The sequence below is a fragment of the Enorma phocaeensis genome, from assembly GCF_016901575.1.
GTDB lineage: Bacteria > Actinomycetota > Coriobacteriia > Coriobacteriales > Coriobacteriaceae > Limicola > Limicola phocaeensis_A.
In genome coordinates, this window is sequence record NZ_JACJKQ010000014.1 from 13,936 (window position 1) to 33,859 (window position 19,924).

General features: G+C 65.2%; 16 protein-coding genes. 1 reads left to right on the plus strand and 15 read right to left on the minus strand.

Annotation, left to right across the window (positions count from 1 at the left end):
* Positions 1 to 89: 89 nt before the first annotated feature.
* Positions 90 to 1,544: a glycoside hydrolase family 1 protein gene (locus H6A15_RS07590; protein ID WP_204673147.1), complete on the minus strand. Its 1,455-nt coding sequence runs from the start codon at positions 1,542 to 1,544 to the stop codon at positions 90 to 92.
* Positions 1,545 to 1,855: 311 nt separating this feature from the next.
* Here H6A15_RS07590 and H6A15_RS07595 point away from each other — a divergent pair, with 311 nt between their 5' ends.
* The gene (locus tag H6A15_RS07595) at positions 1,856 to 2,716 is read left to right on the plus strand and encodes a MurR/RpiR family transcriptional regulator (RefSeq protein ID WP_204673148.1); all 861 of its coding nucleotides are present in this window, start codon (positions 1,856 to 1,858) and stop codon (positions 2,714 to 2,716) included.
* A gap of 602 nt (positions 2,717 to 3,318) precedes the next feature.
* Here the strand turns inward: H6A15_RS07595 and H6A15_RS07600 are convergent.
* From H6A15_RS07600 to H6A15_RS07665, 14 genes are all read right to left on the minus strand, one after another.
* Entirely contained in the window at positions 3,319 to 4,008 is a 690-nt protein-coding gene (locus tag H6A15_RS07600) for a Bax inhibitor-1 family protein (protein ID WP_204673149.1), read from the minus strand.
* Between the two features lie 195 nt (positions 4,009 to 4,203).
* Positions 4,204 to 5,475 (minus strand): MFS transporter, encoded by a 1,272-nt coding sequence (locus tag H6A15_RS07605; RefSeq protein ID WP_204673150.1) that lies wholly within the window; start codon positions 5,473 to 5,475, stop codon positions 4,204 to 4,206.
* Between the two features lie 164 nt (positions 5,476 to 5,639).
* The gene (gene moaC, locus H6A15_RS07610; protein ID WP_204673151.1) at positions 5,640 to 7,007 is read right to left on the minus strand and encodes a cyclic pyranopterin monophosphate synthase MoaC; all 1,368 of its coding nucleotides are present in this window, start codon (positions 7,005 to 7,007) and stop codon (positions 5,640 to 5,642) included.
* 364 nt (positions 7,008 to 7,371) lie between these two features.
* Positions 7,372 to 8,448: a GTP 3',8-cyclase MoaA gene (locus H6A15_RS07615; RefSeq protein WP_204673152.1), complete on the minus strand. Its 1,077-nt coding sequence runs from the start codon at positions 8,446 to 8,448 to the stop codon at positions 7,372 to 7,374.
* A 117-nt stretch (positions 8,449 to 8,565) separates the two neighbouring features.
* The gene (locus H6A15_RS07620) at positions 8,566 to 10,512 is read right to left on the minus strand and encodes an ABC transporter ATP-binding protein (RefSeq protein ID WP_204673153.1); all 1,947 of its coding nucleotides are present in this window, start codon (positions 10,510 to 10,512) and stop codon (positions 8,566 to 8,568) included.
* The gene (locus H6A15_RS07625) at positions 10,512 to 12,380 is read right to left on the minus strand and encodes an ABC transporter ATP-binding protein (protein WP_204673154.1); all 1,869 of its coding nucleotides are present in this window, start codon (positions 12,378 to 12,380) and stop codon (positions 10,512 to 10,514) included. Before H6A15_RS07625 ends, H6A15_RS07620 begins: the two co-directional genes overlap by 1 nt.
* Complete coding sequence (locus H6A15_RS07630; protein WP_204673155.1) at positions 12,373 to 13,011, minus strand: MarR family winged helix-turn-helix transcriptional regulator; 639 nt, start codon at positions 13,009 to 13,011, stop codon at positions 12,373 to 12,375. The genes H6A15_RS07625 and H6A15_RS07630 overlap by 8 nt, the downstream gene beginning before the upstream one ends.
* A 264-nt stretch (positions 13,012 to 13,275) precedes the next feature.
* A complete protein-coding gene (ligA, locus tag H6A15_RS07635) occupies positions 13,276 to 15,540 on the minus strand; it encodes an NAD-dependent DNA ligase LigA (protein ID WP_342635832.1) in 2,265 nt (754 codons plus the stop codon).
* A 410-nt stretch (positions 15,541 to 15,950) separates the two neighbouring features.
* A complete protein-coding gene (locus H6A15_RS07640; RefSeq protein ID WP_204673157.1) occupies positions 15,951 to 16,616 on the minus strand; it encodes a helix-turn-helix domain-containing protein in 666 nt (221 codons plus the stop codon).
* A gap of 326 nt (positions 16,617 to 16,942) precedes the next feature.
* Positions 16,943 to 17,122, minus strand: coding sequence for a hypothetical protein (locus tag H6A15_RS07645; RefSeq protein ID WP_204673158.1), 180 nt, complete (start codon positions 17,120 to 17,122; stop codon positions 16,943 to 16,945).
* Positions 17,123 to 17,134: 12 nt separating this feature from the next.
* Complete coding sequence (locus tag H6A15_RS07650; protein ID WP_204673159.1) at positions 17,135 to 17,731, minus strand: Rnf-Nqr domain containing protein; 597 nt, start codon at positions 17,729 to 17,731, stop codon at positions 17,135 to 17,137.
* Complete coding sequence (locus H6A15_RS07655) at positions 17,731 to 18,378, minus strand: Rnf-Nqr domain containing protein (protein ID WP_204673160.1); 648 nt, start codon at positions 18,376 to 18,378, stop codon at positions 17,731 to 17,733. Before H6A15_RS07655 ends, H6A15_RS07650 begins: the two co-directional genes overlap by 1 nt.
* A gap of 1 nt (position 18,379) precedes the next feature.
* Positions 18,380 to 19,003: an FMN-binding protein gene (locus H6A15_RS07660; RefSeq protein WP_239462453.1), complete on the minus strand. Its 624-nt coding sequence runs from the start codon at positions 19,001 to 19,003 to the stop codon at positions 18,380 to 18,382.
* A complete protein-coding gene (locus H6A15_RS07665; RefSeq protein WP_204673161.1) occupies positions 18,990 to 19,922 on the minus strand; it encodes an RnfABCDGE type electron transport complex subunit D in 933 nt (310 codons plus the stop codon). Before H6A15_RS07665 ends, H6A15_RS07660 begins: the two co-directional genes overlap by 14 nt.
* Positions 19,923 to 19,924: the final 2 nt, after the last annotated feature.

Here is a 19,924-nt window from a genome sequence, read left to right on the forward strand (position 1 = left end):
GCGCCTGCAGCCAGACGGATGGTGGTCAAAACAAGCCCGTCCCCAAATTGCCAAAAGTGGTTGAAACGACCCCGTCCCCAAATGACCAGCTAGTCGAGGCCCTCGACCCCGTTGGACGCGATGATCTTCTGGTAGGCGTAGAAGCTGTCCTTCTTGAGGCGGCTGTAGTCGCCCGTGCCGTCATCGTGCTTGTCCACGTAGATGAAGCCGTAGCGCTTGCGCATCTCGCCGGTGCCGGCGGACACGAGGTCGATCGGTCCCCACCAAGTGTATCCGATAAGGTCTACGCCGTCGTCCACGGCCTCGGCCATGGCGGCCACGTGCTTCTTCAGGTAGGCGATGCGGTACTGGTCGTGCACGCGCTTCTCGCCGTCCTCCACGACCACCTCGTCGAGCGCGCCCATGCCGTTCTCCACCACCATCATCGGGATCTGGTAGCGCGCATAGATCTGGTTGAGGGCGATGCGCAGGCCCGTGGGGTCCACCTGCCAGCCCCAGTCGGTGCTCTCCAGGTAGGGGTTCTTGCCGCCGGAGACCATGTTGCCGCCCGTGACCTCGGCGTCCCCGTGCGTGGTCACCGTGTTGGACATGTAGTAGCTGAAGGTGTAGAAGTCCACCTTGCCCGCGGCGATGTCCTCGAGGTCGCCGTCGCGCACGTCCAGCTCCACGTCGTGCTCGCGCCAGTAGCGCCGCGCGTAGTACGGGTAGGCGCCGCGCACCTGCACGTCGGAGCAGTACCAGTTCATGCGGTCCATCTCGGCCTGGTTGGCCCAGACGTCGGCCGGGTCGCACGTGGCGGCGTAGGTGAGGATGAAGCAGTCCATGTTGCCCATCTTGAGCTCGGGGTAGTGCTCGTGGGCATAGCGCACCACGCGGCCCGAGGCCACGAACTGGTGGTGGAGCGCTTGGTAGCACTGCTGCGGCGTGACCTTGACCTCGGAGCCCGGGCCCTCGAAGCCGCGGATCATCGACGTCTCAAAGAGCGCGCCGGCAGCGGACGCGCCGAGGTTGATCTCGTTGAACGTGAGCCACCAGCGGACCTTGTCGTGGTAGCGGTCGAGCACGGTCTTCGCGTAACGCTCGAAGAGCTCGATGAGCTCGCGGCTCTCCCAGCCGTTGTACTTCTCGACCAGGTGATAGGGCATCTCGTAGTGGGAGAGCGTCACCAGCGGCTCGATGCCGTGCGCGCGGCAGCAGTCGAAGACCTTGTCATAGAACGCCAGGCCCGCCTCGTTGGGCTCCAGCTCGTCGCCCTTCGGGAAGATGCGGCTCCACGCGATGGACATGCGATACATGTTGAAGCCCATCTCGGCGAAGAGCGTGATGTCCTCCTCATAGCGGTGGTAGAAGTCGATGCCGTCGTGGTTGGGGTAGAAGCGGTCCGGGTCGATCTTGATCGTGATCTCGCGCGGGGTGTCCACCGAGCCGCCGAGGAAGTGGTCGTCCACGCTGGGCCCGCGCCCGTCGACGTCCCATGCGCCCTCGAGCTGGTTGGCCGCCGTCGCGCCGCCCCAGTAGAAACCTTTAGGAAATGCCTTGCCCATGGTTCTCCAAACTCCTTTCCATCTTGCGACGTCAGAACGAGGCTCCCGCCCGTCTGCGTCGCGCCGCCAAGGCGACACGATCGGCCCCGCGTTCCGGATCCGCCGGAGTGCTGACACCGGTGTGTCGCCCGTCGTCTCGCCTTGGCAACAGTATGCCCCCTCAGGCGCTCGACGTATCTACGTATCAACCAAATGGATACGTCTTTTCAGAGGTCACAGCGTTGTGTGGCACTTCGTTGATACGTTTTGATACGTTTGATACGATGATGAGGCAGCAGGGCGTTCCATTATGCGCGGCAAGGGAGGCTGCCATGGATATCAAGCGGGGCATTCGCGAGGCGGCGGGGTTCACCCCGGCCGAGCAGCAGCTGGGAAGCGTGGTCCTCGCACTGGGAGACCGCGTGCAAGAATGCTCGATCAAAGAGCTCTCGCGCATGGCGTCGGTGTCCATCGCCACCGTCCACCGGTTTTGCAAGAAGCTCGGGCTGGACGGCTTCAAGCAGCTGAAGGTAGAGCTCGCGCGCGCCTCCGCAGACGCCGGGCGCAACGCGTCTGTCGACATCAACTTCCCCTTCATGGCGGAAGAGCGGGCATCGACCATCCTGCCCCACATGCGCGCGCTGTACGAAGAGACGCTTGCCGACACGCTTGAGATGCTCGACCCGCGAGCACTCGACCGGGCCGCCGAGCTTCTCGACCGGGCGCGGAGCATCGATGTCTACACGCAGTCGCACAACCTCTTTCCGGCGGAAATGTTCTTCGAACGGCTCATCTCGGCAGGCATCGAGGCGAGCTGCCACGAGCGCGACGAGCGGCAGCTTCGGCGCGCCCTCGCCTCCGATGAGCGCGACGTGGCGGTGGTGATCTCCTACTCTGGGCTGAACCCCCACCTCAAGCGGCTCATACCGCTGCTCGTGCACCAGCGGGTGCCCGTGGTGTTTATCGGAACGCCCGCCGCGGCGAAGCGAAACCCAGGACTGACCGTCTACCTCCCCGTAAGCGACCGTGAGGACCTGCAGGAGCGCATCACGCAGTTTGCGAGCCACATCGCGGTGCAGTTTGTGCTCGACGCCCTGTATAGCTGCCTGTTTGCGCGGCGCTACGACGCCTGCGAGCAGTTCCTCGAGCGGACTCTTCCCTACTCGAGCCTCCCGGGCGTCGAGCGCGCGTGACCTCGCGGCAGAGCCGACGGCATCAGATCGCCTCCGAGCGCTCCATGCAGAGCGTTTTAAGTATAGAAGCCGGACATTGAGCATTTTTTCAATTTGATTTTAATATTTTGGCCGTTTTTGATACATACGAACGATATCGGCCTACCCGCGGCGCCGGCCATTGCTGCACGATGATGCTATACGTAGCGGTATACATCTATTCTTCCAAATTGTGCCACTTTATTCACTGCATTTTTTCAAATGCACCACACCTTGCACGAAAGCCGTGCCCACTTTTCATGATGCGACCCCACGGCTGCTCCCAATCGTTCGCATGTATCAAAAACGGCCAGTTTTCGCGTCTCGAAGGCGAAATGTACTCGCAGCACGTCCCCGCAACGCGTCCCCGACTGCCAAACCGGTGCCGTGTCGCCCCTCCTCGCCATGCATATAGATGAGGATGCTTTTTGTCCGAAAGAAGGCAAGGCATGGCTACGACGAGACGCCCCCGCAACGCCCTGAAGGCTTCTTTACAAGCAAACCCGACATTCCAAAAAGAAGGGGGCGATGTCACCCATCGCCCCCGAGCCGCCGGGGTCATCCCGGCAACATGTGCATTACCGCTATTTGTTGTCGCCAATAATCGCCAGCAGGCGCACGAACACGTTGATGACGTCAAGGTACAGCTCGACCGCATACCACACGGCGTTGTTGAGCGTAGGCGCCACCGCCTGCGACTGGTACACGTCAAAGCCGATGAAGCCGCAGAAGACCAGCACCACGACCATGTCCAGGATGTTCTGGTGCACGCCCATGAGCGCAAGCACGAGCTCGACGACGATGATGGCCAGCAGGGCCGTCACCAGCACGCCCTGGATCTTGGCGAAGAAGCGCGGGAACAAAAAGCCCGCCGCCCCAAACACCACCATGATGCCGGCCGTGGCCCCAAAGGCAACTGAGATGGCCTCGAGGGAATACGCCGACAGGATGAACGACGTGGAGAAGCCGAACGTAAGGGTAAAGAGCGCAAAACCCGCCAGGCTCACCGGCAGGCTCTCCTTGGCGCGGCCGACCGACATGGCGATGATGCCCGCGATCGACAGCACCACGCTGCCGATCGTAAACGCAAGGGCGTGGTTGCCGATATAGATGATGAAGTCCGCGGTAGAGGTGACGTACGAGCACGTCGCCATAACCGCAAACGACACCAGGACCAAACCGGTAAGAACCAGGTTGTACAGCCCGCGCGAGACCAGCCTTCCTGCTGGCCGCTCGGCAACGATCGGGCCATCGATGTGCTCGAGTTCGTTCATGTTCACTCCTAACGTAGCCGCCCGGTGGCCTCCCGTGCACGGGACCGGCCGCCGCGAATGAGCTTGGTTGGCCTCATACTACCCGATTCCCCGCGCCGATGACGCCGCATACGACCGCCAAGCACCTAAAACGAAACGAACGCGCAGGTCCCCCATACAAGGAGCGCAACCTGCACACACCTGTCTACGTTGTGCCTACGCATGGTCGATGCGACGCACCCGTTCGCGCGCCGAGGCCATGATGAGTATCGGCATGACCGTCACCACCAGGCTCGCAGCGATCAGGGCGCCCTGCACGCCAAGCTGCTCGGCGAGCCAGGGCGCCGCAAGCAGCGGCAACACGCCTGCGACGTTAAAGCCGAAGTTCATGATGGAGCTCACCCTGCCCACCACGACAAGCGGGGCGTGCTTTTGCATGAGGGTGTTCTGCAGGGGCGTAAACGCGCCAAACGCGCAGCCCAAGATCACCTGGCCCAAAAGCGCCACCGCCGCCGACGACGTGCCCACGTATATGAGGCACCCCATCCCCTCGCACAGCTGCACGACGAGCAGCGTCGCAAAGCTCACAAAGCGCCCCGGCAGCCTCATGGCGACAAGCGCGCCCAAGATGGCGCCCACGCCCGCCGCCGCAGAAAGCCATCCCATCCATGACACGCCCACGCGCAGCACGTCGCGGTAGAAGAGCGACTCAAGGGGGTCGAAGGCGCCATATCCCAAAAAGCAGAGGAAGCCGACCCAGAAAAGCAGGGTAAGCGGGGCCGACGCCGCGACCGCGCGAACGCCCGCCTTCAGAGACGACCGCTGCTGCGCGTCCTCTTGACGCACACCCCCTTCCGTCTTGTGCGCGGCAGCGCCGATGTCGGCATGGACGCCGCGGGTTGCCCTGAATCCCGCCCAGGGAACGAGCGCCGCCAGCGACGCGACAAGCGTGAACACGAACACGCTCTTTGACGACGCAACCGAGGCGATGGCGCCGCCCACGAGCGGGCCCACCACGACGCCGATGTTCGACGCGGCGGAAATGGCCCCGTTGATCCGCTTGAGCTCGCGCGCGTCACCGGTCAGGTGGGCAGGATATGAGCGCGCGATCACATCGGTGAGGCCGATCATGAAGCCTAGGAGCGCGGCACCCAAGATGATGCGCGCGGCGGTTCCATCGGTGGTGAGAAAGTACAGCGACGCGGTGACAAGGCCCCCGACGGCAACCACGAAGTGCCGGCGCGGCCCCCAGGCGTCCAACAGGGAGCCGCCTGCAAACGACCCCACGATCAGGCACGCGTTCATAAAGGCGACGGCGAGCGCGGTGTCCAGCGCGTCTGACCCCAGGGCGTAGGTAAGGGTGCCCAGCACGCCTATGAAGTAGCTTGCCTGGATGCCCACATAGACAAGGAAGCGCATGGCGACGAGGCGACGAGCCTCGGGCGAGAGAGCGCGCAGGCCATGCTGAGAGCTAGATTGGATGCGCATAGTCCTCCTGTCGAGTCGATACCGGACGGCGGACAAGCCGCTCGCCCTAAACGTTCAGCATCTCTCGACATCAATCTCCCATGCCCGCTCCCTCACGCATCCAAAGCGCGCGGCCCCGGTGCCGCGCATGCAGCACATGGTAGCACGCGGCAACGCCTTCTGAGCTACGCGAGCCCCGAGAGCGCCTCGCGAACCAAGTCGGCCACGGCGCGGGCGTCGTTGATGTCGACCGTCCTGACGCTGTCCGCCGCCTGCCGCGCAACGACGTCGTTGCAGGCAAGCGCGATGGTGTGCTCGTCGACCAAATCAACCGAGCTTGCCCGATGGCGTCGGTCGACCCCGGACCTCGCCACGACAAAGTTGGGAAGTCCCGCCGTCTTGTATCCCTCGACGATCACCACGTCGACATCTGTGTAGCGCTCGAGCATGCGCTCCAGGGGAAACTCCTCCGACGTGTCGGCATACTCGGCATATCGGTCTGCCGAGATGAGGCCTACATGGCGGCTCCCCGCCTGGGCATGGCGCCAAGAGTCCTTGCCGGGCACATCGATATCAAAGCCGGCGTGGCCGTGGTGCTTGATCGAGCCGACGCGCAGGCCGCGCGCCGTCAAGATGTTGATGACCTTCTCGACCAGCGTGGTCTTGCCGGAGTTCTGGTAGCCGACAAAGGCGATGGCCGGAGCATGCGCCGCGGCAGGCGCGGCGGATGCGGCGACCGGCCGGCCGGCGATGTCGCACGCCACGGATGCCGACGCCACGTCTGGCGCGCAGGGCACGGCCCGCGCCACGTCGTCAGCCGACGCCGCGCCGTCCTGCATGTGCGTGGAGGCCAGCGGCCCTGAGGAGGAGGCGCCTGCCGCATCCGCATACGCAACCCCGGAAGTCGACGTTCCGGCCGTCTGCACGACGGGACCGTCGGCTGCCGCCACGGACTCCGACGCCTCGAGGGCACCCTGCCCGCCACGCTCCCAAAGGCCGCTTCTGCCTCCCTCTTTCCTCAGCAGGCGAACGTCCACGACCTCCATGCCGCGATCGACGGCCTTGCACATGTCATATATGGTGAGGCACGCCACGCTCGCCGCCGTCAGGGCCTCCATCTCGATGCCCGTCACGCCCGTCACGCCACAGGTCGCACGGACACGAAAGCCCACGCGACCGTCTTCGCGCGCCGGCGCCCAGCCTTCACGGGCGACCCCGGCGGGCGCGATGGGCAGAATGTCCACCTTGCTCTTGGTGATCATCAGCGGGTGGCACATGGGGATGAGGTCGCTTGTGCGCTTGGACGCCATAATGCCCGCGACGCGCGCGCATGCCAGCACATCACCCTTCTTGGCACGGTCTTCGAGCACCATGGCCTGCGTCTCGGGATGCATGAGGATGCTGCCCTCGGCGATGGCGATGCGCTTGGTCTCGACCTTTTCCGAGACGTCGACCATGCGAACGTCGCCACGCTCGTCCACATGCGTCAACGTGTCGCGATACGCGTCGCGCGCGCCGGGCGCCGCGGCGGGTGTGTTGTTGCGAGCATCCATGCGAACCTCCATGGCCGTTGCTTCAAGACTCCGTGCCAAGATTGTAGCCCGAAGCGGCACGTTCCCGCCACGGCGGGCAGGTCGCGGGATTCCCCGACGGCTCCCAGGCCCGGCAGCGAGGATCGTGCCCACGGAATCAGCGGCTCGGCGGGGCGGAATGAGGCCCGGCGCGGAAAACCAACCGGGTGCCGCCCAGCTGCGCCCAAGTCGCGTTGCCACTAGGTGCACATTGTCCATACGATTCGCTTGTCTCTGCTCATGTGGTCAAAACTATTAATCTGATACATTTTCCGCATCATCATCCATGCGCTGCCGCATCCAGCACCGTAGAACGGCAGGCCAGCAGAGGCCCTGCCCGCAGCGGCTAGCCGCCGATCTGCGACATGAAGCGCTCGGTTCCTGCAATGACCTCGTGTTCCTGCGGCTTATGTGCGATTGCGTCGCGGTACACGGCGAGCACCCGCTCGTCGTCTCCTGCGCGCAACGCGTCGCGCACCGAGTATTCCGCATCCGAAAACAGGCAGGGGCGAATGGCCCCGTCCGCCGTCAGACGCATGCGATTGCAGCGCGAGCAGAAATGGTTCGACATCGCGGAAATAAAGCCGACGGTCCCCGCCGCGCCGGGAAACCTCCAGTACCGCGCAGGCCCCGCACCCGAGGGCGTGGCCCCCTCATCCACCGGCTCCAATGCGCCCAGACCAAGGCCGAGCGCCTCCTTAGAGATGCGCTCGCGCAGCCCTAAGGACGGCACGGTGTCGCTTGCGTCCCAAGCGTTCACGTCGATGCCGCCCAGGCAGTGGGGTCCCGAGGTGTCGAGCGCGTCGTGCGCCCGCGTCGAACCGGTGCGCTCGTCACCGATGGGCATGTATTCGATAAAGCGCACGTGAACGGGACGGTCGACCGAGAGCCGCGCCAGGCCGCACACATCCTGATGAAGCCGGCGAACCACCACGCAGTTCACCTTGACCGGCTCGAAGCCCCACCTCAGCGCCGCGTCGATGCCGCCGAGCGTCTGCTCGAGCCGCCCCAGGCGAGTGATGGCGGAAAACTGCTCAGGGTCGAGGGTGTCCAGCGAAATGTTGACGCGGTCGAGTCCGGCGTCTTTGAGCTCCGGCGCGAGACGCGGCAGAAGCGCCCCGTTGGTGGTGAGCGAAATGTCCTCGATACCGGGAATGGATCGCAGCTCGCGCACCAGCGGGACGATCCGGTGCGACACGAGCGGCTCTCCCCCCGTCAGGCGCACGCGGCTGATGCCCTCGGGCGCGACAAGCCGCACAAAACGCGCGATCTCCTCGGCAGAAAGCAGCTCGCCATGGGCCCGCGGGGGAACGCCCCCCTCAGGCATGCAATACACACAGCGGAAGTTGCATTTATCCGTGACGGCAATGCGCAGGTAGGTGATACCGCGGCCAAAGCCGTCGTGAAGCTCGTGCGCCGTCATGCGCGCCCCTTCTCATCCCCTTGCCGCGACACGCAAGGTTGTCGCAGACGATTATTCTCGTACGAGCATAACACGATGGCTTTTCTTTGACCCGGCGGGACCGTGGTTCATCCGGGGCTAGTCAAGCTCCTTGAGGCCCTGGCAGAGCTTCCAATACTCGCCGCCAAGGGCATAGAGCTCCTCGTGCGTGCCGCGCTCGATGATGCGGCCGTGATCGAGCACCATGATGGCGTCGGCGTTTCGCACCGTCGACAGCCGGTGGGCGATCATGAACGTCGTTCTGCCCCGCATGAGCGCGTCCATGCCCTTTTCGATAAGGGCCTCGGTGCGCGTGTCGATCGAGCTCGTCGCCTCGTCCAGGATGAGCACCGGCGGGTCTGCGACGGCGGCGCGGGCGATGGCCAGAAGCTGACGCTGGCCTTGGGAGAGGTTCGCGCCGTCCGAGGTGACCATGGTGTCGTAGCCCTGCGGCAGGCGCCGGATGAAGCTGTCTGCGTTAGCCAGGTGAGCCGCGCGGCGAACCTCCTCGTCGGTTGCGTCCAGCTTGCCGAAGCGGATGTTCTCGGCGATGGTCCCCGTAAACAGATGCGTGTCCTGCAGCACGATGCCCAGGCTGCTGCGCAGGCTCGCCTTCTGGATGTTCTTCACATTGATGCCGTCGTAAGTGATCTCGCCCTCGTCGATGTCGTAGAAGCGGTTGATGAGGTTGGTGATCGTCGTCTTGCCCGCCCCGGTCGAGCCGACGAAGGCGATCTTCTGGCCAGGCTCGGCAAACAGGTTGAGCTTATGCAGCACCTCGTGGCCCTCGTCGTAGCCGAAGCTCACGTCATGGAAGCGCACGTCTCCGCGCAGGGGGATGAGCCCCGTTGCCAGAAGGGTCCCGTCCACGCCCATCGCCATGGCCTGCGCGTGCGCCCCTTGGTCCTCGGCCGCCAGCGCGCCCGAAGGGGACGCCTCGGCCTTCCCGCCTGGCGCCACCGGCACCAGCGCGCCCCAGGCCCCCAGGCCCATGCCCTCGGGAAGCCGCCACGCCCACGAGTCCTTCCCCGTGCGCACCAGCTGCACCAAGCCGTCGTCCACCTCTGGGACCTCGTGCATCGCGGCAAACACGCGCTCTGCGCCGGCGAGCGCCGAAAGCAAGAAGTTGGACTGCTGGGTGAACTGGTTGATGGGCAGAGCCGTCTGGCGCACAAAGACCAGATAGCTTGCGAGCGCGCCCACATCGGTCAGGCCCGCGATGGCCATGTATCCACCGAGAACCGCCACGATCGCATAGTTCACGTAGCTGATGGACACCACCGCAGGGATCATCGAGGCGGCATATGCCTGCGCGCCGGTGCCCGCAACGCGCAGACGCTCGTTCTTCTCGCGGAACGCCTCGACGTTGGACGACTCATGGTTAAAGACCTTCACGACCTTCTGGCCCGTGACCATCTCTTCGATATAGCCGTCGAGCTCGCCCAGCACGCTCTGCTGGCGCTGGAAGAAGCTGCGGCTTCGCTTGGTGGAGAAGCGGATGTAGGCAAACATGGCCACATATCCCACCACCACGAGCAGGCTCAGCTGCCAATTGAGCACGAAGATCATGACGAGCGTGCCCACGATCTGAATGAAGCTCTGAATGACGAGCGCGAAGCCGTTGTTCATGGCCTCGGCGACCGTGTCGACGTCGTTGGTGAAGTAGCTCATGATGTCGCCGCGGCTGCGCGAGTCGAAATAGCGCAGGGGCAGCCGCTGCATATGCACAAACAGGTCGCGTCGGATATCGAACAGCACCTTTTGCGCCGCATGCACCATGAGCTGTGTATAGGCGAGCGCCGCCAGGACGCCCGTCGCATAGACCGCGGCCGTGAGCACGATGCAGGCGACGAAGCCCTCGACATCGCCCTCGGCAAGGCGATCGACCACGGGCCGAATCATATAGGTGCCCAGAAGGTTTGCCAGCGCGGAGACCGAGACCAGCACGGCGACCGCCAGGAAGAGCAGCTTATGCCGCCCCATGTACGAAAGCAGCTCGCGCAGCGTGCGCAGCAGATTCTGAGGCTTGTTACCCGGTGCCGGCATCAGCGCTCGCCCCCTTTCGATGGATCGAGTTGGCCGTGCGAAGACGACGTCGCCTCTTCATGCGGCGAGGCGGCAGACCCTACCAGAGCGTCCGCTGCCTGGACGGCGCCGGCCCGCGCCGCGGCGCCGCCGTCCCCACATGGCCCGTGCTGCTTGGTTTGAGACGCATAGATCTCCTGGTAGATGTTGTCGCTTGCGAGCAGCTCCGCATGCGTTCCCACCGCATGCACGCGACCGTCATCGAGGACGACGATCTGGTCCGCCTCCATGACCGAGCTGACGCGCTGCGCGATGATCACCTTCGTCACCCCGGTAAGCGAGGCGAGCGCCGAGCGGATATCCGCCTCGGTCGCCATGTCGACCGCGCTGGTCGAGTCGTCGAAGATGAGCACCTTCGGGCGCTTCAGGAGGGCGCGGGCGATGCACAGGCGCTGCTTCTGGCCTCCGGACACGTTGACGCCGCCCTGGCCCAGATCGTAGTCGAGCCCGCCGGGCAGGCGGTCCAAAAACTCGTCCACGCGCGCCTGGCGGCACGCCTCGAGCAGCTCGCCGGTGGTCGCGTGGGCGTCGCCCCACAAAAGGTTCTCGCGCACCGTGCCCGAAAACAGCACGTTCTTCTGCAGCACGATCGCCACGGCGTCGCGCAGCGCCGCCACATCGTACTCGCGCACGTTGCGGCCGCCTATCATGACCTCACCTTCCGTCGCATCATACAGGCGCGGAATCAGCTGCACGAGCGTGGTCTTGCCCGAGCCCGTTCCTCCCAGCACGCCCACCGTCGAGCCTGCTGGAATGGAGAGCGTCACGTGCTCGAGCACGTTTGCCTGCGCGTCGGCGCGGTACTTGAACGACACGTCGCGGAACTCGATCGACCCATCCTCCACCTCGGTCGCCGCATGCTCCGGAGACGCGAGGTCCACCGGCTCGTCGAGCACCTCGCAGATGCGGTGGATGCTCGCGAGCGACCGCGTGAGCAGCAAAAACACGTTGGAGATCATGATGAGGGAGTTCATGATCTGCATCACGTAGGAGAGAAAGCCCGTAAGCTCGCCCACGGCGAGGGCGCCGCCCAAGATCATCTGGCCGCCGAACCACATGATGAGCGTCGTCACGGTATACATGGACACGTAGAGCACCGGCATGTTGAGGACGGCGAAGCGGAAGGTGTGCTCGCTCGTGCCCGCCAGCTCCTCGTTCACGCGGCGGAACTGCTCGCATTCATAGTCGCCTCGCACATAGGCCTTCACGGCGCGCACGGCGGTGAGCATCTCCTGCACCACGTCGTTCAGGCGGTCGACCGTGCGCTGCAGCACGCCGTAGAGCGGGCCCACGTGCCGCACGATGAGCACGAGTGCGACCGCCATGACGGGCGCCACGGCGACAAACACCAGCGCGAGCTCGGTATTGAGGTAAAACGCCAGGGCGAACCCGATCACCAGCATCACGGGGCCGCGCACCATGGGCCGGAACCCCGCATTGAGGGCGTTCTGGATGACGGTGACGTCGGTGGTCATGCGCGTGACAAGCGAGCTCGTCTCAAAGTGGTCGAGATTGGTGAACGAATAGCCCTGCACGCGCTCGTACTCGGCGGCGCGCAGATGGGCTCCCAGCCCATAGGACGCGCGGGCGGCAAATCGGGCGTACATGAGGCCTGTCACCAGCGACAGCACCGCGCAGACGCCCATATACATGCCCTGGCGCACAATGTAGTCGACGTCGCGCCTGGCGACGCCCACATCGATGATGTCCGCCATGAGGATGGGGATCACCATCTCGAAGGCGCTCTCGATGACGACGAGCAGGATGCCGATGACCGCGTCGCGGCGGTACTGGCCCAAAAAGCCGACGATGCGGCGAAGCTCATGCATGGCCGCCCTCCCGAACACGGGCGGCGTCCCGAGCGGCCGCGACATCGTCGAGCACTCGTCCCGCGCCCCGCTCCGAGCTCATGCTCCGCGCATCGGCAAGCTCGCGCTCATAGGCGCGCAGGTTGTCGCGGGCGCGGGCGAGGAAGTCCGCAAACGCCGTTCGCTCCTCGCTTGAGAAACCTTTGAGCATGGCCGCCGCCTCTTCGCGGCAGGCGGCATCCCATGACTGCGCGACGCGCTTGCCCTCGCCCGTGAGCCTGACCACCTTGGCGCGGCGGTCTTCGGCGTTGGTCTCGAAGGTCACGAATCCCTTGCGCCTGAGCGCGTCCAGCGCGCGCGACACGCCGGCCGGATCGAGCTCAAAGTAGTCGGCGAGCTCGCGCTGGGAGCACGCTCCGAAGCGGTCGAGGTACGAGAGCAGCCTTGGCTGGCCCGTTCCCAAACCGATCGAGGCCATAAAGGGGTGCATGAGCGCGCGCTGCGCGTGGGCGGCGCGATACAGCAGGGAGCGATACGTGACGAGGTCGGGCTCCATCGAGCCTGCCCGCCCGTCCTGCCGTGGCGGCTCCTGCTCGCCTTCCGCCCCCGAGGCGGAACCGTCAACAAGATGCACCGAATCACCCTGTGCCATATGACCATCTCCGATTTATATGATTGGTCAAGTAAATGCGAGACATCAGTATACGCCGGGCACACGCGGCCAGCAATCCAGGTCGCCTCGGCACGGCACAGATATCCAAACGGTTAACGTCCGACCGCCCACAAGGCCATTCGCCCGCAAGCGCTCGCGGACACCTTGTGCACTTGGCAGACAGACACCCCGGCAGCAGCGGGGTGCTGCCACCGCCGGCACGCGACGGCGGCGCCCCGCGACTCACCCTGACGCGAGCTTCCCTTACGGCTGCTCGGCCTCAGGCACCGTGCCCGTCGCAAGAATCTGCCCCAGGTCGTCCTCGTCGAGCACGGGGATGCCGAGGCTTTCCGCCTTGGTGAGCTTGGAGCCCGCCTTGGGACCTGCCACCACATAGCTCGTCTTCTTCGAAACCGATCCGGTGACCTTGGCTCCCAGGGCCTTGAGCAGCGAGCCGGCCTCGTCGCGCGTAAAGCGCGTCAACGAGCCCGTCAGCACGAACGTGAGGCCGGCGAGCGGCTGTGCCTCGGCAAGCCCCGCGGCGACGCCCGCGCTCTCGACGAGCGCCGCGTCGGAGGCCGACCGCCCCAGGTCCTCTTCGAGCGTGAGGCCGGCGACGCGCAGGCGCTCCAGCACCGCCAGGTTCTCCGGCACCGCCAAGAACTCCTTCACACTCGCGGCGATCTTGGGCCCGATGCCGTCGATGCTCGCGATGTCCTCTTCGCTTGCGGCGACGAGGGCCTCGAGCGTCAAGAAGCGCTGCGCCAGCAGCTCCGCCACGCTCTTGCCCACGTGGCGGATGCCCAGCGCGAACAGCACGCGCGACAGGGGCTGCTGCTTTGACCGCGTGAGCTCGTCGATCACCTTCTGGGCAATGGTTGCGCCCACCGGGATGGGGTCGCCGGCCTTGATGCCGCGGCGCTTGTTGTCTGCCTGGTAGGTACGTCCCGTGTCGAGCGCCGCGACGCCCTCGACATCGAGCAGATAGAAGTCCGCGACGTCGTGCACCAGCCCCGCCTCGACCAGCTTGTCGATAAGCTCCGTGCCGACGCCGTCGATGTCCATGCACCCGCGGCTCACCCAATGGGCGAGGCGCTCCTTCAGCTGCGCCGGGCAGTCGATGGACACGCACCGATAGGCGACCTCCCCATCCTCATGCACGACGGGCGCCCCGCACGCAGGGCATGCCTCGGGCATCTGATAGGCCTCGGCGCCCTCGGGCCGCTTGTCCAAAACCGGGCCCACGACCTCGGGGATCACGTCTCCCGCCTTATGCACGACGATGGTGTCGCCCACGCGTACGTCCTTGCGATGGATCTCGTCTATGTTGTGCAGCGTCGCGCGGGCGATGGTGGAGCCCGCGACCGTCACCGGGTCGAACTCCGCCACCGGGGTGAGCACGCCCGTGCGGCCCACCTGGATGCGGATCTCGCGCAGCACCGTCTGCTTCTCCTCGGGCGGGAACTTGAACGCGATCGCCCATCGAGGGGCGCGCGCGGTGAAGCCGAGCTCGCGCTGCTGCTCGAAGGAATCGACCTTTACCACCACGCCGTCGATGTCATAGTCGAGGTCGCCTCGATGCGCGAGCGCGTCGGCGCAGAACTCATGCACCTGCGTCGGCGTCTCGCAACGCGCCACGTTTGGGTTCACCGAGAATCCGGCCTCGCGCAGCCAGCCGAGAAACTCGTGCTGGGAATCCACGTGCAGCGGCGTCGTGTCCGCCACCGCATACAAGAAGGTCGCCAGGTCGCGCGACGCCGTCACCTTGGGGTCTTTTTGGCGAAGACTGCCCGCCGCAGCGTTGCGCGGATTGGCAAAGGGGTCGCGCCCCTCGGCGTCGGCCTCGTCGTTCAGGCGCACGAAGCTCCCCTTGGGCATATAGACCTCGCCGCGCACCTCGATGGCAGCCCCGCGGTCTGCGCCCATGTGCTCGAGCGCCTCGGCGCTGAGACGTGCCGGCACGTCCTTGATGGTCCGCACGTTGAGCGTCACGTCTTCGCCGGTGACGCCGTCGCCACGCGTCGCCGCCCGCACGAAGGCGCCGTCGCGATAGGTAAGCGCCACGCCCAGCCCGTCGATCTTGAGCTCGCAGGTGTAGACCGCCCGCCCCGCGCCGAGCGCCTCTTCGGTTCGGGCGAGCCACTCGTCGAGCTCGTCCAGGTCCATCGCGTCGTCCATGGAGTACATGCGCGCCATGTGCGTGACCTCGGCGAACTGCGGCGAGACGTAGCCGCCCACGCGCTGGGTATAGGACTCGGGCGTCACCAGGTCGGGATAGGTGGCCTCGATGTGCAGGAGCTCTTGCAGCAGCTGGTCGAAGGCCGCGTCGGTGATCTCGGGCGCGTCGAGCGCGTAGTAGCGGTAAGCGTGGTAGTCAAGCTCGTGACGGAGCTCCGCCGCGCGGGCCGCCGCAGCCCGGTGCGCAGCCTCGCTTGCGGCAGAAGCGCCTGCAGCCCCGTCTGTCGGCGAAGCCTGCGCATCCGTTCCCGTTGCCTCGGTCTGCTCACCAAACAGGTTCTCCTGCTCCACGGTACCCTCCTTGCTCCGCGCCCGCCCATAGCGGCGCTCGAAATCGCTCAGGCTATAGAGTACCATCCCGTGCGGACCAACCCCGTGAAGCCCATGAGGCCGCAAGCGCGCCCTATCGCTTATCGCGGCATAGTCTGATTAATCCGCTCGTCGGAAACCCCAACGTGCGGCCATCCCTCATCGAGCACGTCGGGTCATCGCCGCGCGCCTTTCCCGTGCCTCCGTTTGTCATTGTCTACCGCTACGACGAGCCTCGCGACAGGCTTGAATTCTTAGCCCTGCCGTACGACAACACCGTTAGGTAGCGCACGTTCGCAGCCCATCGGGGGTTCGCAGGCACCGCCATCTGCGAAGGCGCCACCTGAGACAGGAGCAAATCCGCGCGGCGCCACCCGGATCGAGTCGGGACCTCACCTGCCAAAGAACACATACACGCAGACGCACAGCGCCACCATGAGCACGAGCGCCACCGACCCGATGAGGCGACATGCCTCCCAGTTGGGCAGAACCACCCGATACAGCACGTCGTCAGGCAGCCTCGTCCCCTCGTGCCGACCTTCTAGATACGCTGCCACCTCAACCGCATCGTGAAGCCTTTGGTCGTCGAGAAAGCGCCGGATCTTTCGCTGCTGGGACGCCCGGGCGAAGCAGAGCCCCAGCTGGAGGCAGTTGAGGCAGACGCCCCACAGCGCCAGCCCGTCATAGAGAGACCTGTCGACCGACGCGTCGAGCCCTATCCGCCACACCTGTATGACAATCAAGGCAAGCGTCACCACGAAGAAGGCCCCATACCAAAACACCGAGCCAGCCAGGAGCTTCGCGAGGGTATGGCGGTCGTCGGCGGTGGAAGTCAGCAGCTCCTGGGCGTCGTCGCCCATGAGCGCGTCAACCGAGGTCTCGAGACGCCGAGACAGCATCTTGAGGCTCTCGACGTCAGGCAAGGTCCTTCCGCACTCCCAGTTGTTAACCGTCTGGCGAGAGACATATATCTCCTGCGCCAGCGCCGCCTGAGACAATCCCGCGGCCTCGCGCGCGATGCGAATATTGGCGCCGATCTCTTCTGCCAGCGTGCCCATACCGACCTCCATTGCCGCCCCTGCCCGACGTTGCGTCTCCCCTATCGTATGCCCTTCAGACATCACGCCCAATCGAGTGGGGCGAATATCGCCGTGAAGCGGGTGTCTAAGTCCTTTGACACCACCCGATACCTGCACGTTTATGGGTTCATATAGCGTGGCATATGCTCCCGCGGGCACCGCCGGACGCGAAAGAGGGCGGCCAGATGACCGCCCTCCCTAAAGACAACTTGTTGTCAGATGAGCTGCAAGCACATCGACGTGCCACGCTCCGATACGCAGTGACCGGAGCCGCTCCAGAGCACCCGCCAGAGCCTAGGCCATTCCTACTCGGAAGCCGGGGCCTCGGCATCGGCGACGGCAGCCGCCTCGGCAGCCTCGGCAGCGGCCTTCTTCTCAAGCCAGTCGGCGCGACGGTCGCGACGCGACACGATGCCCAGCACCACCGCAGGAATAAACGCTACGACGACGAGCGCCATAAGCGGGGCGAACACATAGACAAACATCGTCAGTCCCCCTTACACAAACAGCCCGCCGGCGATGCCGGCGACGCCCGTGAAAGCAAGCGCCACCAGCGAGGCGGTGACAAGCGTGATGGGCAGGCCACGCAGAACGCCGGGCACTAGGCGCTCGTCGATGCGATCGCGCAGGAAGGCGAAGGCGACGATGGCGATAAACGCACCCATGCCGGCGCCGAAGGAGCTGCCAAGCGCGACATCGAACGTCGAGGTGGCGGCCACGGCGGCATTGCCCATGGGAACAGCGAGCAGCGCGGCGTTCAGCGCGACCACGGAAGCCATCATGTAGATCCGGTCGCGCACCGAGCGCTCCTTGCCCGTGGCCATGACGGCGCCGATCACATAGGACACGGCAACGCCGACCACAAGGTAGGCCATCGGGGCAAGGTAGGAGATGCCCCACGGCTCAAAGAGCGTCGTGTAGAGCGGCCAGCCGATAAGGCCGGACAGGAAGGCCGCGGCCCACACCATGCCGCCGAAGCAGAAGGAGTCCTGCGGACGCTCGGCGACCAGGATTACCGAAACCATGCCGACCAGCTGCACAAACACGAGGTTCTGGTCAAACGCGGCCGTGAACAGGGCGTTCAAAAGTTCCATTACTGCTCACCCCCCTGAGACGCAGCGCTCTTCTTGGCGGCGTCCACGATGGAATTGATGAATGCCGCAACGAGCGCCAGCACCAACAGCGAGCCGGCGGGCGTGCCGAAGATGGCGATCGGCGAGGAGGCGAGCTCGGTCATGGTGAGACCAAAGATCTCGCCGGTGGAGAACATGCCGTTTACCAAGCCGACAAAAGCAAGCGTGGCCACGGTGCACACGGCGCCAAACACCGCCGTGCCGAGCGACGAGCCCGAGGTCGGCGCGGCAGCGTAGTCCTCGTCCGTCGCGAACGCCATGGCGAGTGCGTTGACCGCGGCGATAGAAACATACATGCCGACGTTCTCGTTGATCAGCGGATCGTACACGCGGAGCGCGAAGCCGCAGATGGCAACCACGGCGGCGCTCACCATGAGCATCACGGGGATGCGCGAGAACTTGCCCGTGACGGCGCGCAGCGGACGCGCGAGGATCGCCATGGCAAGGATCGACACGGCGCTCACCGCGCCGATCGCGGCGCCGTTCTCGAGCGACGTCGCAACATACAGGCCCGGCAGCGAGCCCGCCACGACCACGAACGCCGGCGAGTGCACGAGCTCGCGCAGACGGGCGTTCTGGTCCTGAATCACAGAATCATGAAGAGCCATCTTAGTTACCTCCCAGCGCGGCATAAGCCTCGAAGGCGATGTTGAGGTCGGCCACGACGGCGTTCGAGGTGAACGTGGCGCCGGAGACGCCGTCCACCTGGGTCTCGCCAGACGCGGGATCCTCCATGGTGAGGGTGCCCGTCGCGGCAAGCCCCGTAAAGGTGCCGAAGAAGTCCTCGGTCAGGGCGTTGGTGCCAATGCCGTCGGTCTCGTCCTCGGCCACGACCTGAATGCCGGCCACGGTGCCGTCGGAGGCGATGCCCACCATGAGCTCGACGTCGCCGTGGTAGCCGGTGGCCGAGACATCAAAGACGTAGTCGCCGGCGTCGGTCTGGTACACCGAGTTGAGGCCCTCGATCGACGGTGCGGTGACCTGGGTGAACGAGCCCGCATCGGGGAACAGCAGCGCACGCTGCGCGCCGCCCTTGGCCTCGTCCAAGCGCAGGTCGGCGTCGGCGAAGGCGGTGGAGCCCCACTCGCCGGCGTAGTAGACGCCCGCCGTCACGCCGCCGCACACGGCGGCAGCGACCAAGATGACGACGAAGGTGTACAGCGAGCCATTGCGATGGCGCTTGATCCAAGAAGGCTTCTTGGGAGCAGCGGAAGTCTCGTTAGACGAGGGCATTCTTGACACCTCCCACAGGCTGGGACCGCGTGTAGCGGTCGATGATCGGAACGAACATGTTCATGAACAGGATGGAGAACGCCACGCCCTCGGGGGCGGAGGCGAACAGGCGCACGAGCGCCGTGATGAGGCCGCAGCCAACACCGAAGATGATCTTGCCCTTGGGCGTCATGGGCGTGGTGGTGTAGTCGGTGGCCATGAAGAAGGCGCCGAGCGCCAGGCCGCCGGACAGCAGCTCGAACATGACGTCCTGGCCGGCAAGGCCCGTGACCACGGCGACGGTGGCAATGAAGGGCAGCGTGGCCCAGGCGTCGACCACCTTGACCGCCAGCAGGAAGATGTAACCGATGAGCAGGGTCAAAACGCAGGTCTCGCCCAGGGCGCCGGCGTGGTTGCCCAGGAAGAGGTCGAGATAGCTGTAGGGCATGGAGCCCTGCGCGGCCATGGCGAGCGGGGTGGCGCCGGTGACGGCGTCGAGCGACTTGCCCACCACGTCCGGATAGGACGAGAGTGCCGACGGCAGCGCAACCATAATAAAGACGCGGCCGGCGACGGCGGGGTTGGCGATGTTGCAGCCAATGCCGCCGAAGAGCATCTTCACGATGACGATGGAGAACGCCGTGCCCAGCATGGCCACCCAGAACGGGCAGTTGGCCGGCAGGGTGAAGGCCAGCAGCATGGCGGTGACCACGCAGGACAGGTCGCCCGCGGTGGACTCACGCTTCATGGCGATGCAGCACAGGTGCTCGCACACGAGCGCCGTGGCAATGCACACAAGCACCAGCAGCGGCGCGCCAAGGCCATACAGCACGGTCGCGGCAATGAGCGTGGGCACCAAGGCCAGGCACACGGCACCCATCACCTTGAACGTGGTGCTGTTGCCGTGGAAATGAGGGGAGGCCTCGTTGATAAGGTTCATGT